Annotated in this window: 11 protein-coding genes and 1 pseudogene; 7 read left to right on the top strand and 5 right to left on the bottom strand. The window is 63.9% G+C overall.

All coding sequences use genetic code 11. From position 1 onward, the window contains the following. The first annotated feature begins 50 nt into the window (after positions 1-50). Positions 51-605, top strand: coding sequence for an ActR/PrrA/RegA family redox response regulator transcription factor (locus tag IVA93_RS36035; protein ID WP_007598178.1), 555 nt, complete (start codon positions 51-53; stop codon positions 603-605). A gap of 120 nt (positions 606-725) precedes the next feature. On the opposite strand, the gene IVA93_RS36040 is transcribed toward IVA93_RS36035, so the two are convergent. Next, on the bottom strand, positions 726-1,214 hold the full coding sequence (locus IVA93_RS36040; protein WP_018455876.1) for an MmcB family DNA repair protein: 489 nt from the start codon (positions 1,212-1,214) through the stop codon (positions 726-728). 259 nt (positions 1,215-1,473) lie between these two features. On the opposite strand from IVA93_RS36040, the gene IVA93_RS36045 reads away from it, so the two are divergent. Next, positions 1,474-3,171 carry an alpha-amylase family protein gene (locus IVA93_RS36045; RefSeq protein ID WP_018455875.1) on the top strand — a complete coding sequence of 566 codons (1,698 nt, stop codon included), beginning with the start codon at positions 1,474-1,476 and terminating at the stop codon, positions 3,169-3,171. 158 nt (positions 3,172-3,329) lie between these two features. Here the strand turns inward: IVA93_RS36045 and IVA93_RS36050 are convergent, their stop codons facing one another. Next, complete coding sequence (locus IVA93_RS36050) at positions 3,330-4,928, bottom strand: alpha-amylase family glycosyl hydrolase (RefSeq protein ID WP_018455874.1); 1,599 nt, start codon at positions 4,926-4,928, stop codon at positions 3,330-3,332. Between the two features lie 171 nt (positions 4,929-5,099). Between IVA93_RS36050 and IVA93_RS36055 the strand changes: the two genes are divergently transcribed. Further along, a complete protein-coding gene (locus IVA93_RS36055) occupies positions 5,100-5,780 on the top strand; it encodes an MBL fold metallo-hydrolase (protein WP_018455873.1) in 681 nt (226 codons plus the stop codon). Between the two features lie 118 nt (positions 5,781-5,898). On the opposite strand, the gene IVA93_RS36060 is transcribed toward IVA93_RS36055, so the two are convergent. Beyond that, positions 5,899-7,065 carry an extracellular catalytic domain type 1 short-chain-length polyhydroxyalkanoate depolymerase gene (locus IVA93_RS36060; RefSeq protein ID WP_026233043.1) on the bottom strand — a complete coding sequence of 389 codons (1,167 nt, stop codon included), beginning with the start codon at positions 7,063-7,065 and terminating at the stop codon, positions 5,899-5,901. Between the two features lie 147 nt (positions 7,066-7,212). Beyond that, positions 7,213-8,611 (bottom strand): annotated as a pseudogene (locus IVA93_RS36065) (MFS transporter). 230 nt (positions 8,612-8,841) lie between these two features. Here IVA93_RS36065 and IVA93_RS36070 point away from each other — a divergent pair. After that, the gene (locus IVA93_RS36070) at positions 8,842-10,077 is read left to right on the top strand and encodes an LLM class flavin-dependent oxidoreductase (protein ID WP_018455870.1); all 1,236 of its coding nucleotides are present in this window, start codon (positions 8,842-8,844) and stop codon (positions 10,075-10,077) included. Between the two features lie 64 nt (positions 10,078-10,141). Then, positions 10,142-11,518: a cytochrome P450 gene (locus IVA93_RS36075; protein WP_018455869.1), complete on the top strand. Its 1,377-nt coding sequence runs from the start codon at positions 10,142-10,144 to the stop codon at positions 11,516-11,518. A gap of 99 nt (positions 11,519-11,617) precedes the next feature. Here IVA93_RS36075 and IVA93_RS36080 read toward each other — a convergent pair whose 3' ends face one another. After that, a complete protein-coding gene (locus IVA93_RS36080) occupies positions 11,618-12,460 on the bottom strand; it encodes an SDR family NAD(P)-dependent oxidoreductase (RefSeq protein ID WP_018455868.1) in 843 nt (280 codons plus the stop codon). Positions 12,461-12,655: 195 nt separating this feature from the next. On the opposite strand from IVA93_RS36080, the gene IVA93_RS36085 reads away from it, so the two are divergent. Together IVA93_RS36085 and IVA93_RS36090 are read left to right on the top strand one after the other, a co-directional pair. Next, complete coding sequence (locus tag IVA93_RS36085) at positions 12,656-13,621, top strand: sensor histidine kinase (RefSeq protein WP_018455867.1); 966 nt, start codon at positions 12,656-12,658, stop codon at positions 13,619-13,621. Between the two features lie 208 nt (positions 13,622-13,829). Beyond that, positions 13,830-15,566, top strand: coding sequence for a putative bifunctional diguanylate cyclase/phosphodiesterase (locus tag IVA93_RS36090; protein WP_018455866.1), 1,737 nt, complete (start codon positions 13,830-13,832; stop codon positions 15,564-15,566). The last annotated feature ends 108 nt before the right edge of the window (positions 15,567-15,674 follow it).

A 15,674-nucleotide genomic window follows, 5' to 3' on the forward strand; every position in this document is an offset into this window, starting at 1 on the left:
CCGCCCGATTGCGCCGCCATATGTAGACGCGCTGGAGAGAGGACCAAACCTTGAACGCCATCGCCGAACTGAACGAACAGACCGACCGCTCGCTGCTGATCGTGGAGGACGACAAGCCGTTTCTGGAGCGGCTGTCGCGCGCCATGGAAACGCGCGGCTTTGCGGTGACGTCATGCGACACCGTCTCGGACGGTCTGGCGCAGATCGGCAAGGCGGCGCCGGCATTCGCCGTGGTCGATCTGCGGCTCGGTGATGGCAACGGTCTCGACGTGGTCTCGGCGCTGAAGAAGAAGCGCCCCGACGCCCGCGCGATCGTGCTGACCGGCTATGGCAACATCGCCACCGCCGTCACCGCGGTGAAGATGGGCGCGGTCGATTATCTCTCGAAACCCGCGGACGCCGACGACGTCGTCGCGGCGCTGCTGTCGACCGGCTCGGACAAGTCCGAGTTGCCGGCGAACCCGATGTCGGCCGACCGCGTGCGCTGGGAACACATCCAGCGCATTTACGAGATGTGCAACCGCAACGTCTCGGAGACGGCACGCAGGCTCAACATGCATCGGCGCACGTTGCAGCGGATTTTGGCCAAGCGCGCGCCGCGATAACGGTGCCGTAGGGTGGGCAAGGCGCAAAGCGCCGTGCCCACCATGTCTGCTTCAATCTTTGACCTGGATGGTGGGCACGCTCCGCTTTGCCCACCCTACGGCATCGCGCTCGCGGCGCCGCTATTCCCAAAACTCCGCATGCCCCTGCGGATCGACCAGCCGGTTGATCCGCAACGCCGCCGCCATGGCGAACCGCACCGTCATCTGCTTGCGCGTGGCCGCAGCGAGCTTGTGCTCGGGCGCCTCGCATTGCAGGTGCGCACCATAGGCATCCGCGATGATCAAGCCGGTATCTTGCGGAAAGATCTCGCAAGGCAGGTCCTGCGTGAAGGCGAAGAACAGCCGGTCGCAATGCGCCCGGTATTCGTGCCATTTCTGATCGGCGCGCAAATCCTCCACCGACGATTTGATCTCGACGATCCAGACCTCGCCGCGTTCGTTCAGCGCGACGAGATCGGCGCGTCGCCCCGAGGGCAGCGGCAATTCGCTGATGCAGGTGAAGCCGAGCGAGCGCAGCAACCGCGCCGTCCCGCGCGCGATCGCCAGCGCCGTCTCGGATTGTCGGCGGTCCGGCGGCGGTACGAGGGCAATGCGGGCGGTGTTGTCCATCGGGGGAGGATAGCCGATTCCTCCGTCGTCGTCCTGGCCTAGTGCGCAATTGCGCACGGGAGCCAGGACCATGACCCCAAGGGATCGTTGGTGCACGAGGGGATCACCACCAGTCCTCGTCAAATTTCGGCCTGTGGTATTCGGTCCTGGATCTGCGCTTCGCTTGTCCAGCACGACGGCGGGGTACGGAACCGCTCTCGCTCTTAACACTTATCACGCAGCCGCCGCACCTCGGCGGAACCACCGAGGCTGCGCGCGCATGATCGACGATCTCTGGTACAAGAACGCCATCATCTATTGCCTGTCCGTCGGCACCTATATGGACGCCAACGGCGATGGCATCGGCGATTTCAAGGGCCTGTTGCGCCGGCTCGATTATCTGCACGGCCTCGGCATCACCACGATCTGGCTGATGCCGTTCCAGACCTCGCCCGGCCGCGACGACGGCTACGATGTCGCGGATTATTACAGCGTCGATGCCCGCTACGGCACGCTCGGCGATTTCGTCGAGTTCACTCATGGCTGCAAGCAACGCGGCATTCGCGTCATCATCGATCTCGTCGTCAACCACACCTCCGACCAGCATCCCTGGTTCAAGGCGGCGCGGAGCGACAGGAATTCGCCCTACCGCGATTGGTATGTCTGGTCCGACAAGAAGCCGGCCAACGCCAATCAGGGCATGGTCTTTCCCGGCGTTCAGAAATCGACATGGACGCGCGACAAGGAAGCCGGCGCCTGGTACTTCCACCGCTTCTACGATTTCCAGCCCGACCTCAACACCTCGAACCCGCGCGTGCAGGCCGAGATTTTGAAGATCATGGGCTTCTGGATCCAACTCGGCGTCTCGGGCTTTCGGATGGATGCCGTGCCTTTCGTCATCGCGACCAAAGGCGCCAAAGTGAAAAAGCCGGCCGAACAATACGACATGCTGCGGACGTTCCGTGAATTCCTGCAATGGCGGCAGGGCGATGCCATCATCCTCGCCGAGGCCAACGTGCTGCCGAAGACGGACATGGAATATTTCGGCCGTGATGCCGACCGCATGCATATGATGTTCAATTTCCAGGTCAACCAGCATCTGTTCTATGCGCTGGCCTCGTCCGATTCCCGCCCGCTGGGGAAAGCGCTGAAGGCGACCAAGCCGCGGCCCGCCTCGGCGCAATGGGGCCTGTTCCTGCGCAATCATGACGAGCTCGATCTCGGGCGATTGACCAAGGCGCAGCGCGACACCGTGTTCAAAAGCTTCGGTCCTGACAAGGACATGCAGCTCTACGACCGCGGCATTCGCCGTCGCCTGGCACCGATGCTCGGTGGCGACCGCCGGCGGCTCGAGCTCGCCTACAGCCTGATGTGCACGCTGCCGGGAACGCCCGTGATCCGCTACGGCGACGAGATCGCGATGGGCGATGATCTTTCGCTCCCCGAGCGCAATTGCGCGCGCACGCCGATGCAATGGTCGACGGAGCCGCATGGCGGCTTCACCACCAGCGACAAGCCGGCCTTGCCCGTCATCGACGAAGGACCGTACGGCTATCCGCACGTCAACGTCGCCAAGCAGCGGCGCGATCCCAACTCGATGCTGAACTGGACCGAGCGCATCGTCCGCATGCGCAAGGAGGTGCCGGAGATCGGCTGGGGCGATTTTTCGATCATCGCGACGCGCGATCCCGCCGTGTTCATCATGCGCTATGACTGGCGCAACAATTCCGTGCTGTTCGTGCACAATCTCGACGAGAAGCCGCGCGAGATCGCGTTCTCGGCGGGGCTGCCAGGCGAGGCCGGCGCGCACCTGATCAATCTGCTCGCGGAGGACCACAGCCACGCCGACAAGCGCGGCCAGCACCGCGTCGTGCTGGAGCCCTATGGCTATCGCTGGTACCGCGTCGGCGGATTGGACTATCTGTTGAAGCGGAGCGATATCGACGGGACGGTGCGAGGGAACAAGCATCCGGGGTAGTCAGTGCGACCACGCACTCCGTTGTCGTCCTGGCGAAAGCCAGGACCCATTACCCCAATAGGTGATTGTTGTACGAAGCTATCACCACGAATCTTCGTCAAACCACTCCCTGGGGCAATGGGTCCTGGATCTGCGCTTCGCCTTGTCCAGGACGACGGTCAGGGTGGCGTGATGATCACGCCCTCGTTGCCGCGCAGATCCAGCACGCCTTCGATCCGCTCTCGCTCGCGATCCAGGAATGTCGACAGCAGAATCTCGCTGCCGAACCTGATCGCGCTGGTGGTGACCGCGATCGGCTCAGGGCCGAGATTGAGCACCACGGTCACCGCCCTGCCCTCGGCCTCGCGGCGATAGATCAGGAGATCGCCTTGCGCGGCAAGCGGATGATAGTCGCCCGCGACCAGCGGCGGACAGCCCTGCCGCAACGCGATCAGACGCTTATAGAGCGTCAGGATCGAACGTGAATCGGCCTCGAGATCGACGACGTTGTTGCGGATGTGATCCTCCGGCAGCGGCAGCCATGGCCTGACGTCCGAGAAGCCGGCGAAGTTGGAAGAATCCCACTGCATCGGTGTGCGGCAGCCGTCGCGGCCGACACCGATGCCGGGCACGTTCTTCTCGAAGGGGTCGCGCACGTCCTCGGGCGCGATCGCGAGCTGATGCATGCCGATCTCGTCGCCATAGTAGAGCGTCGGCGTGCCACGCAGCGTCAGCAGCAGCATGGCGGCGACGCGGGCCTGCTCCGGCCCGACGCGGCTTGCGACGCGTGGACGGTCATGATTGCCGAGCACCCAGTTCGGCCAGGCGCCCTTCGGCAGCGCCTTCTCGTAATCCTCGACGATTTTCTCGATCGAGCGCGCGCTCCAGAAGGTCGAGAGCAGCGCGAAGTTGAACGGCATCTGCGCGCCGGTGAGATCGTTGCCGTAATAGGCCATGAGGCGATGCAGCGGCAGATAGATCTCGCCGATCAGGACGCGGGCATCATAGGCATCCGTGACGCGGCGCATCTCGGCGATGACGTCGTGCACCTCCGGCTGGTCGGTGGAATATTGCGTCATTATCTTTTCGTTCGGCGGCCGGCCCTCGGCATAATGCGGATTGGGCGGGTTGTCGCGGAACTCGGCGTCCTTAATCAGATGCCAGATCACGTCGACGCGAAAGCCGTCGACGCCTTTCTCCAGCCAGAACCGCATCACGTCATAGATTGCCGCGCGGACATCGGGATTGCGCCAGTTGAGATCCGGCTGCTGGGCGAGGAAGGCGTGATAGTAGTATTGGCCGGTGGTCTCGTCGAACTGCCACGCGCTACCGCCGAACTCGGACAGCCAATTATTCGGCACGCCGCCACCCTCGTCCGGGTCGCGCCAGATGTACCAGTCGCGTTTGGGATTGTCGCGCGAGGAACGGCTCTCGACGAACCAGGGATGCTGGTCCGAGGTGTGGTTCGGCACGAGGTCGAGGATCAGCTTAAGGCCGTTGTCGTGCGCGGCGGCGAGAAGCGCATCGAGATCCGCCATCGTGCCGAACAGCGGCTCGATGCCCGTGTAGTCGGAGATGTCGTAGCCGAAATCGGCCATCGGCGAGGGGAAGATCGGCGACAGCCAGATCGCGTCGACGCCGAGCGATTTCACATAAGGTAGCCGCTGCAAAATGCCGGCGAGATCGCCGACACCGTCGCCGTTTGAATCCTGAAAGGAGCGCGGATAGACCTGATAGAAGATGCCGTCGCGCCACCAATCGCTGCCGCCCTGAGCCATGCGGGAAATCCATCCAAAACTGCTTGTTGCGCGGGAGAACGCGGAAGGAGCGCTCCGGTTCAAACCAGCAGGCGAATTGGGACGGCCGTGTGACGATGTCTGCGGTTGTTCCCAGGCCCCGGGGAGAAATCTTTTGCTTGGCGGCATGGCAAAAATCGGCATTGTGGCGCCATGACCGAGCAAAACGAGACACAAGCTGAGGCCAGCGCGAAGGCAGGCGCGATCATCGTCCCCGTGACGCTGTTCGAGCAGAATTGCACCATCATCTGGGACGAGCCTTCCAAGAAGGCCGTGGTGATCGATCCCGGCGGCGACGTGCCGAAGATCCTGGACGCCATCAAGCAGACCGGCGTCACCGTGGAGAAGATCTGGCTCACCCACGGCCATATCGACCATGTCGGCGGCGCGGCCGAACTGCGCGACGAGCTGAAGGTGCCGATCGAGGGCCCGCACGTCGCGGACAAATTCCTGCTCGACAACGTGGTCGAGAGCGGCGCGCGCTTCGGCATGACGGGGGTGCGCAATTTCGAGCCGGACCGCTGGCTCGACGAAGGCGACAGCGTGGCCATCGGCGATCTCCAGTTCGAGATCTATCATTGCCCCGGCCACTCGCCCGGCAGCGTGGTGTTCTTCAACAAGGACTTGCGCTTCGCCCATGTCGGCGACGTCCTGTTCGCGGGCTCGGTCGGTCGCACCGATCTGCCCGGCGGCAGTCACGCGACGCTGATCGACTCGATCAAGACCAAGCTGCTGCCGCTCGGCGACGATGTCGGCTTCATCTGCGGCCATGGCGCCGGCTCGAGCATCGGCCAGGAGCGGATGACAAATCCGTTCATCACCGGCGAGATGTGAGCGCCTATTCCGCGGCGTCTGCGAACGCCGCGGGCTGGCTCAGGTTGCGGTCACCCCATTCGCGGATCGCAGCGACGACGGGCACAAAACTCCTGCCTTATCGGCGCGACGGCCTGAGTTACTTCATCAATCCCGCGGCCGTGAGCGCGCGCGTAATGATCTGGCCGAGATCGAAGCCGCGGGCCTCCTCGCGCTTCGGCTCGGCCGGCTCTTCGGCGATCGCGGCGCGGATCGAGCGCGCCAGATGCGGCGCGGGCGAGCGGGCCGGCGTCGGCTTTGCCTCCGCCTTCTTCGCAGCGTCGGGAATCCAGCCGGTGAGGCCGAAGAATTTGGCGATGTGATAAGACGAGGAGATGCCGGCCTCGATCAGGAACGCGCCTTCCACGCCATAGCGCTGGTCGTTGTCGGCAAGGCCGAGCGGCGTGCCGTGGGCCATGTCGGTGATGGCGTAGGACTCGACGAGCGTCTCGCCGTCCTTGTTCCACCAGGCCTGGCGCGGATAGCCGTCGATGTCAGTTTCCGCCATCGGCGCCTCGGGCAGATCGTGCAGGTCGAGCCATTGCTTGACGATCTCGTTGGCATTGCCGGGATTGACGGTGCGATCGGCGCTGCCGTGCCACACCGAGATCCTCGGCCAGGGCCCGCGATGATTCGAGGCCCGCCGCACCAGATCGCCAAGTTCACGCGCCGGCCGCTCCGGGGAATGAAACATGCCGTCGAGCGCCTCGCGCAGATTGGTCGCGATGCCGTAGGGAAGTCCCGCGATCACCGCACCGGCCGCGAAGACTTCAGGGTAGGTCGCGAGCATCACCGACGTCATGCCGCCGCCGGCCGACAGGCCCGTGATGAAGATGCGCTTGGGATCGACGCGATGCGTTTCCGTCATATGCGCGATCATCTCGCGAATCGAACAGGCCTCGCCACTGTCCCGCGCCGTGTCTTCCGGATGGAACCAGTTAAAGCAGGTGTTGCTGTTGTTGATGCGCTGCTGCTCGGGCATCAACAGCGCGAAGCCGTAGTGCTCGGCGAGCGTCGACCATCCGGCACCGAGGTCGTAGCTTGCCGCCGTCTGGCCGCAGCCGTGCAGCACGACGACGAGCGCGCGCGGCTTCTGCAGTTGCGGCGGCACGAACGCGAACAGGCGCAGATTGCCGGGATTGTCGCCGAAGCCCGTGACCTCTTGCAACGGACTGGACGCATCGGCGCTCCGGCCAAACTCGGCGAAGCGCAATCCGTCCAGCTTTGGCAGACGTCTCAAGAGATCGACATTTCTGGTTAACGACACGGCAGCTCCTAGCAGGCGACGTTCAACGTCCACCCAAACCAAATAGTTGCTGCAGCGCAAAATAAAAAGACCGTGTGCTGTCGATGAGGTGCTAAATCTCAGGAAAGCCTGCAGAAATCAGCACGCATTAACCGCAATGCCTCAACTTCATGCAGATACCCGGCGCATCCACGCCAGGAATGCGGCGCAGATCATGATTAATGTTGCGAACAGTGCGAGCGAGACGAGAAATCCTGCGCGCGCTGATTGCACCGCTTCGACGGCGAAAAACATGGCGCCGATTGCGGCCACTCCGGCCGCATTTCCGACTTGCGCCGTGGTGCCGTACATGCCGGAGGCAGAACCGGCGGCCACAGGCTTCACCGTCGAGAGCACCGCGCCGGAGAGCGGCGCCATCACCAGCCCCTGACCGTAGCCGAACACGATCATGGTGAGCGCGAGCAGGAGCGCGGACGGCGCGTCGACAGAGAACGCGACCAGCGCAAGGGCCGCGAGGCCCGCGATCTGAAGCGCGCAGCCTTCGATCAAGACCCTGGTGCCGCGATGGCGCGCCCGTGCGCCACTATGGCGCGAGGCCACGACGAAAGCGAGCGCGAGCGGAATGAAGGCCATGCCGGCCGCGAGCGGCGGGATTTCAGCCCTCGCTGCATGAACAGCGTCATGACCAGATAGAACGAGAGATTGGCGGAGAAGAAAAAGAACGCCGCGCCAAGGCCGCGCAGGAAAGCGGCGTCCGCCAGCAGCGAGAGATCAATCAGCGGCATGCCGCCGGCGCGTGTCACCGCATGCTCCAGCTTCGGGAACCCCAGGAGGATCGCGGCGCCGACCGCCATCACCAGCCACAGCCACGGTGCCCAGCCGACATCGTGACCCAGCAGCAGCGGACCGATCATGCACAGCAATCCGGCGAACAGGACGATGCTGCCCGTGATGTCAAGCCGTGTGCCGGCGCGATGCGGTGCCGAGGGCATGATGCGCCAGGCCGCCACCGCGATCACGAGACCGCACGGCACATTGACGAAGAACACCGAGCGCCAGCCGGTGCCGGCGAGATCGATCGTGACCAGGAGACCACCGAGCAGAAAGCCCGCGGCACCCGCGAGTCCCAGCACGATGCCGTAGATGGCGAAGGCGCGGTTGCGCTGTTCGTCGGTGAACAGGAGATGCAGCGTCGCCAGCACCTGCGGCACCATCAGCGCGGCGGAGGCACCCTGCGTCAATCGCGCGACGATCAACTCCGAACCGGATCGCGCCAGTCCGCACCACAGCGACGTCAGGGTGAAGCCGAGCAGACCTGCCAGGAACACGTTCCTGGTGCCGTGAATGTCGCCAAGCCGGTGACGACCAGCGTGGCATAGGCGATCAGGTAGATCGCGATGACGGATTCGATCTGAGCCGGCGACGCCTTCAACTCGACCGCGATGGTGGGAATGGCGACGTTGACCACGAAGGCATCGACGCCGAACATGAACTGGGCGGCCACGACGATCGCCAGCACCCACCAGCGACGCGACGTGTCGACCTGCTTTGTGACGGTTTGATGCATCGGCGCGTGATCCTCGGATGTCCTTGCCGATCATCTCAGACCGCATGCGGCGCCGCGATTACCTCGAAGGTAGGATCCTCGCGCGTTCCGCCTCTCTCAGCGTGCCGGGAGAGGAAGACGACATAGGCATGGCTGCATTCCGCCGCGCGGGACATCGCACGATTGCGTTCGCTGTCTCCAGCACGTAGCTTCGCGCCACAAACAAAAAAATGTAAGCCGGAGAGAACGCCATGGCGCGCCTGAAGTTCGGAGCCTTCCTTGCCCCGCATCATCCGATCGGGGAGCATCCGATGCTCCAGTTCCGGCGCGATCTCGACCTGGTCGAGCAGTTGGATAGCCTCGGTTATGACGAGTTTTGGTGCGGCGAGCATCATTCCTCCGGCTGGGAGATGATCGCCTCCCCCGAGATGTTCCTGGCGGCCGCCGGCGAGCGCACCAAGCGGATCAGGCTCGGCACCGGCGTGGTGTCGCTGCCCTACCATCATCCCTACAACGTCGCGCAGCGCATGGTGCAGCTCGACCACATGACCGGCGGCCGCGCCATCTTCGGCTCGGGTCCCGGCGCGCTCGCCTCCGACGCGCATACGCTCGGCATCGATCCGATGACGCAGCGCGACCGCCAGGACGAAGCGATCGGCGTGATCCGCCGCCTCTTCAGCGGCGAGCGCGTCACGGCGAAGAGCGACTGGTTCACCATGAACGACGCCGCGCTGCAGCTCCTGCCGTTGCAGGAGGAAATGCCCTTCGTCGTGGCCTCGCAGATCTCGCCCTCCGGCATGACGCTCGCCGGAAAATACGGAATCGGCATCATTTCGCTGGGTTCGATGACGACTCAGGGGCTGATGTCGCTGCAGCAGCAATGGCAGTTCGCCGAGGACGCGGCGAAAAAGCACGGCACCAAAGTCGATCGCGCGAACTGGCGCGTGCTGCTGACCTGGCACATCGCCGAGACCCGCGAGCAGGCGCGCCGCGAGGCCGGCCCCGGCCTAATGCGCTGGCACAATGAATATAATGTCGGCACGCTGCAACGGCCCGGGCTCACCGCGTTCGCCTCACCCGACGAGGCCGTGGACAAGACCGCTTTCGTCGACGGCGCGGCCTCCGTCATCGGCACGCCCGACGACCTCGTCAAGATGATCAAGAACGTGATGCAGGTCTCCGGCGGAATCGGCGCCGTCATCGGCTTCGTGCACGACTGGGCCAATCCGGAGAACACGCGCCGGAGCTGGGACATGGTCGCGCGCTACGTGGTGCCCGAGATCAACGGCTACATCGACGGCTTGCGCAAGTCGCAAAAATTTGTGATCGAGAACCGCGCGATCTTCGAGCGCGCGGGACAGGCCGTGATGGCCAAGATCATGGAAAACGAAAAGGCCGCCGAGGCGCTGAAGGTGACCGGCGCCGGCCGCGTTGCGATTCCGGCCGTCAATGCGCCGGATTTGCAGAAGGAAGCGGCGAAGCGGTAAGCGCGGAGTCATCGCAGCTGGATTGTGTTATGTTGGCCGGGTCTAGCCAACCGGAGCAATCGTCATGTCGATGCAGAATGTGGCCGCCCCTGCGCACGGCTTCACTCCGCCCAAGCGCAACGAGCTGACCCACATCCCCGGCGACGAAGGCTGGCCGATCATCGGCAAGACCTTCCAGGTGCTCGCGGACCCCAAAGGGCATATCGAGGCGAACGGCGCCAAATACGGCCTCGTCTATCGCACGCATTTCTTCGGCGAGACCAATATCGTGCTGCTCGGCCCCGAGGCCAACGAGCTCGTGCTGTTCGACCAGCAAAAGCTGTTCTCCTCGACCCATGGCTGGAACAAGGTGCTCGGCCTGTTGTTTCCGCGGGGATTGATGCTGTTGGATTTCGAGGAGCACCGGCTGCACCGCAAGGCGCTGTCGGTCGCATTCAAGTCCGGCCCGATGAAGTCGTATCTGAGCGATCTCGACCGCGGCATCGCCGCCCGCGTCGCGCAGTGGAAGGCCAAGCCCGGCGAGATGCAGCTTTATCCGGCGATGAAGCAGCTCACGCTCGATCTCGCCGCCGCGTCCTTTATCGGCGCCGATATCGGGCCGGAGGTCGACGAGATCAACCGGGCCTTCGTCGACATGGTCGCCGCTGCCGTCGCCCCGATCCGCCGACCGCTGCCCGGCACGCAGATGGCGGCCGGCGTCAGGGGACGCAAGCGCATCGTGGCTTATTTCCGCGAGCAGATTCCGCTGCGACGCGGCAATCTCGGCGGTGATGATCTGTTCTCGCAGCTCTGCCGCGCAACCCACGAGGACGGCGCGCTGCTCTCGGAACAGGACATCATCGACCACATGAGCTTCCTGATGATGGCGGCGCACGACACGCTGACCTCGTCGCTGACGTCGTTCATTGGCGAACTCGCGGCAAATCCCGGCTGGCAGGACAAGCTTCGCGCGGAAGTCATGGCGCTGGGGCTCGCCCCTGACGCGCCAAGCAGCTTCGACGATCTCGAAAAGATGCCGCTGTCGGAGATGGCGTTCAAGGAAGCGCTGCGGATCAAGCCGCCGGTGCCCTCGATGCCGCGCCGAGCCGTGCGCGATTTCAGCTTCAAGGGTTTTTCGATTCCGGCCGGCACTGCGATCGGCGTCAATCCGCTCTACACCCACCACATGAAGGACATCTGGCCGGAGCCGGATCGCTTCGATCCGCTGCGCTTCACCGAAGAGGCCCAGCGCAACCGCCACCGCTTCGCCTGGGTGCCGTTCGGCGGCGGCGCGCATATGTGCCTCGGCCTGCACTTCGCCTACATGCAGGCCAAATGCTTCGCGCGGCACTTCCTGCAGAACATCGAGGTGTCGCTGGAGCCCGGCTACAAGCCCGACTGGCAGATGTGGCCGATCCCGAAGCCGCGCGACGGATTGCGGGTGCGGGTGAAGGCGGTTTGAGCATCGCAGTCGTCATTGCGAGCGAAGCGAAGCAATCCAGACTGCGTCCGCGGAAGCGGCCTGGACTGCTTCGTCGCTTCGCTCCTCGCAATGACGAAACTATCCGCCCCCCTGATCGAACGCCTTGCGCAGGGCCACGTAGCCCTGCTGCTGCTGGCTCCAGTTGCGGCCGCCGGTCATCGCGCCGTCGATGACGAGGTCATGGCCGTTGATGAAGCTGGATTCGTCGCTGGCCAGGAACACCGCAGCATGGGCGATGTCATCGGGAAGGCCGGCGCGCGGGATCGGCTGCGCGGTCTTGTAGACCTCGCGCATCACCGCCGGCGTCTTCTCCGCCGCGTCGGTCGAAAGCCCGAGCGCCTTGCCGAAAATGCCGGTCGCGATGGCGCCGGGCGAGATCGAGTTGACGCGGACGTTGGATTCGCCGAGCTCCATCGCCACGCATTTGGTGAGATGGATCACCGCCGCTTTGGCTGCACCATAGACCATCGATGACGAGAAGCCGGCAAGACGGCCGGCGATGCTGCCATTGTTGATGATGCTGCCAGATCCCTGCTTCTTCATGTGCGGCGCGGCGTGCTTCATGCCGAGCATGACGCTGCGCAGCAGGGTCGCCATCGCCGCGTCAAAGCGCTCGACCTCGAGGCCTTCGATGCCGCCGGTCTGCGCCGGACCGCCGGCATTGTTGAACAGGCAGTCGATGCGGCCGAATTTGTCCACCGCGAGCGCGATCACCGCCTGCATCTGCGCTTCGACCGTCACATCCGTCTGGCGGAAGACGCAATTCGCCCCGAGCTGCTTCGCCAGCGCCTCGCCTTCCGGTATGCGCCGGCCCGCGATCACAATTTTGGCACCTTCGGCAACGAAGACTTCTGCAGTCCGCAACCCGATCCCGCTCGTCGCGCCCGTGATCACCGCGACCTTGCCATCCAGCCTGCCCATGGAATGTCCCTGTTTTCGAACCCCTTGACGCCAAATGGCGGACACCGATCGACGACGGCGCCGCGACGGTCGGCGCCGCGGCAGGCACTATTCCTGCCGGCTTCCGACAAGGCAAGCTTTGCTTGGGGCCGGCGACATGCGTAACATTCCTGGCGATCGCTCGATTGTCGAACGCATATCGCGACCGGACTGCGCATGGGGAAGCTGATCGACGAATTCCGCAAGGGCTGGCAGGGCGTGGCACCGCCGTCGCTCGGCCTGAGCCTTGCGTTTGCGGTCGCCTGCCTGCTGGTTGCGACGCTGGCGCGCTGGGCCCTCGCCCATGTGCGGCCCGACGTCTATTTCACGCCGTATTTCCCGGCCGTGTTCTTTGCAGCCGCGTTCGGCGGCTTCCGCATCGGCATCATCACGGCGCTGGTGGGCGGCGTGCTCGGCGTCGTCGTGAATTTCGGCGATGCCTTTGCCGATAACGCGCGATTCGCCCTGCTGGCGCTGTATTGGGCGGTCTGCGCGCTCACCATCTGGGGCGTCGAGCACTATCGCTCGCTCCTCATCGAGCAGCGGCGGATTTCCAGACGCCTGATCGAGGAAGAAGACTACCGCAAGCTGCTGGTCGACGAGCTCCAGCACCGGCTGAAGAACAAGCTGTCGACGGTGCATGCCGTGCTGCATCAGGTGCTGCACGATCAGCCGCAAATCTGGGCCCGGATCGATCCGCGGCTGCGGTCGCTTGCCGCGACCGACGATTTGATCTCACGGATCGACAAGGCCGGCTGCGACATTCGCGACCTCCTGATCTCCGAGCTCGGCCCTTACGGCCATGTCCGCTTCACGCTCAACGGCGACCGGCTGTTCCTGCCGCCGAAACTTGCGGTCACGCTGTCCCTGATGTTTCACGAACTCGCCACCAACGCGGGGAAATATGGCGCGTTCTCCGCGCCGCGCGGGTTGTTGCAGGTGTCATGGACCGTCAGCGACGATCGCCTGACCGTGACCTGGGATGAAACCGAGGGTCCGAGCGTCGACAAGATCTCCGAGCCGGGTTTCGGCACCAAGCTGTTGAAGTCGGCGCTGTCGGCCTTCGACGGCAAGACTGAGGTTTCCTATCTCAGGACCGGACTTCATTGCACCATGCAATGCCGTATCCCCAAGGACGGTTAGACGCGGCGCCAACGAAACCCGTTCGCGCGCGTCGTTCGCGGTTTCACCGGACGCGTTGACGCCCTGTTAATGACGATAGGCTGCGCGCGTCGCATCGCCGCAAAACACCACCGTAATTCTCCGGGCCCCTTAACCAAACTTAAGAGGGAACCGCGCAAGATCGCGGCCATTGCAAAGGCGCGCTGAAACAACAAGATTCATGACTTCTATGAACGACAACAAATATTCCGGCGCGAGCGAAGCCGAACTCGGATTTCTCAAGGAAATCGTTAGAATGCTGCCTGCCGGCCTGACCGTGCAGGACGCGCAAGGCGAACTTCTCCTGGTCAACGATGTCGCGGCTGCCCAGCTCGGCATGGACGGCAGCCGCCCCTCGCGCGATCTAGCGTCGCGCCTCGAAGCCTGCCGGCAGGCCCTGAGCTCCGGCCAGGCGGTCGTCGCCGAGGAAGCGCTCCACGACGGAGCCGCACGCCAGGTGCTGCTGACCACCCATCGTCCGGTCCGCCTCGACGGACGCGAGCTGCTGATCTCGGCCTCCTCTGACATCACCGAGCAGAAGAATTTCGAAGACCAGCTGTTCCGCTCGGCCTATTTCGACGATCTGACCGGCCTGCCCTCGCGGCGCGTGATCGAGCATCGCGCCACCAGCCTGCTCGCGCAGGGTCGCACGGGCGATCGCTTTGCGCTCGCCTTTCTCGACGTCGACAATTTCAAGCACATCAACGACTATTACGGGCACGCCGTGGGCGACGCCCTGCTGGTCGAGCTGTCGAAGCGGCTTGGACGCGGCTTGCGCGACTCGGACATGCTGTCGCGCATCTCCGGCGACGAATTCCTGCTGCTGCTATCGCCGATCCAGAACCAGGAGGAAGTCGCCGAATTCATGCAGTCGACGCTGGAGCGGCTGACCGCGCCGTTCTTCATCGACAATTCGGAAGTGTTCGCCTCAACCTCCGTGGGCATCAGCCTCTACCCCGATCACGGAAGCAGCTTCGAGACACTGCGCCAGAACGCCGACATCGCGATGTACCGCATCAAGAATGACGGCAAGGGATCGGCGGCCTTCTTCGATTCCAGCATGGAACGCGAGGCGCTGGCGCGGATGAAGATCGAGCAGTCGCTGCGGCAGGCCATCCTGGAGAAGCGCTTCTGCTGCGCCTTCCAGTCCAAGGTCGACATCCGCACGCAGGACGTGAAGGGCATCGAGGCCCTGGTGCGGCTGCGCGACGACGAGGGCGTGATCCAGGCGCCCGGCTCGTTCATCAATCTTGCCACCGAACTCGGGCTGATCGACGAGCTGACCCATCTCGTGCTCGCCGAGATCGTCAAGTCGATCGACCTGATCAACGAGACGTTCGGTGCGGAAGCGACCATCAGCATCAACGTCGCGGCCAAGCAGGCCGGCAACCCGGAATTCATGCGCAGCTTTGCCCAGGCGCTCGACGACACCGGCTTTCCGCAGCGCTTCATGATCGAGGTGACGGAAGACGCCTTCGTCGCCAAGAATCATTTCCAGGCCGAGATCCTGCCGATGTTCCGCAAGCTCGGCGTCGCCATCTCGATCGACGATTTCGGCACCGGCTATTCCTCGCTCTCGGCGCTGGCCGACATCACCGCGGACGAGATCAAGATCGACCGCTCCTTCATCACCGATATCCATAAGCGTCCACGCAACCAGGGCATCCTGCGCGCGATCGAATCCCTGAGCGAAGCGCTCGGCATGACCGTGATTGCCGAAGGCATCGAATCCTACGAGGAGCTCGCCTACCTCCAGGCTGCGACCAAGATCCGTTACGCGCAGGGCTATTACTTCTCCCGGCCGATCTTCCTGGAGGAGCTGAAGCTCGCAACGCCCATTTCCAGCGAAGCACGCGCCAGCGTCACAAACCGCTCGACGCAGCAGAACCGGCAGGGCTATTCCCGCGCGAACGGATACCGGCGGTAACCCCGGGCCTGAGTCGTTACTTTGCAAAGCCTGAGCAACCCGTTCCACGGGTGAGGTCAACAATTGCATCTGCCGATTTCTTCGGCAGAAGCGATCCGGCTCGGCCGG

The sequence above is a fragment of the Bradyrhizobium sp. 155 genome (assembly GCF_023101105.1).
GTDB classification, from domain to species: domain Bacteria; phylum Pseudomonadota; class Alphaproteobacteria; order Rhizobiales; family Xanthobacteraceae; genus Bradyrhizobium; species Bradyrhizobium canariense_D.

Coding starts and splice junctions, on each gene's coding strand:
- IVA93_RS36085 (WP_018455867.1), top strand. CDS start 12,656: ATGGGGAAGCTGATCGACGAATTCCGCAAGGGCTGGCAGGGCGTGGCA.
- IVA93_RS36090 (WP_018455866.1), top strand. CDS start 13,830: ATGAACGACAACAAATATTCCGGCGCGAGCGAAGCCGAACTCGGATTT.
- IVA93_RS36080 (WP_018455868.1), bottom strand. CDS start 12,460: ATGGGCAGGCTGGATGGCAAGGTCGCGGTGATCACGGGCGCGACGAGC.
- IVA93_RS36045 (WP_018455875.1), top strand. CDS start 1,474: ATGATCGACGATCTCTGGTACAAGAACGCCATCATCTATTGCCTGTCC.
- IVA93_RS36070 (WP_018455870.1), top strand. CDS start 8,842: ATGGCGCGCCTGAAGTTCGGAGCCTTCCTTGCCCCGCATCATCCGATC.
- IVA93_RS36050 (WP_018455874.1), bottom strand. CDS start 4,928: ATGGCTCAGGGCGGCAGCGATTGGTGGCGCGACGGCATCTTCTATCAG.
- IVA93_RS36040 (WP_018455876.1), bottom strand. CDS start 1,214: ATGGACAACACCGCCCGCATTGCCCTCGTACCGCCGCCGGACCGCCGA.
- IVA93_RS36055 (WP_018455873.1), top strand. CDS start 5,100: ATGACCGAGCAAAACGAGACACAAGCTGAGGCCAGCGCGAAGGCAGGC.
- IVA93_RS36075 (WP_018455869.1), top strand. CDS start 10,142: ATGTCGATGCAGAATGTGGCCGCCCCTGCGCACGGCTTCACTCCGCCC.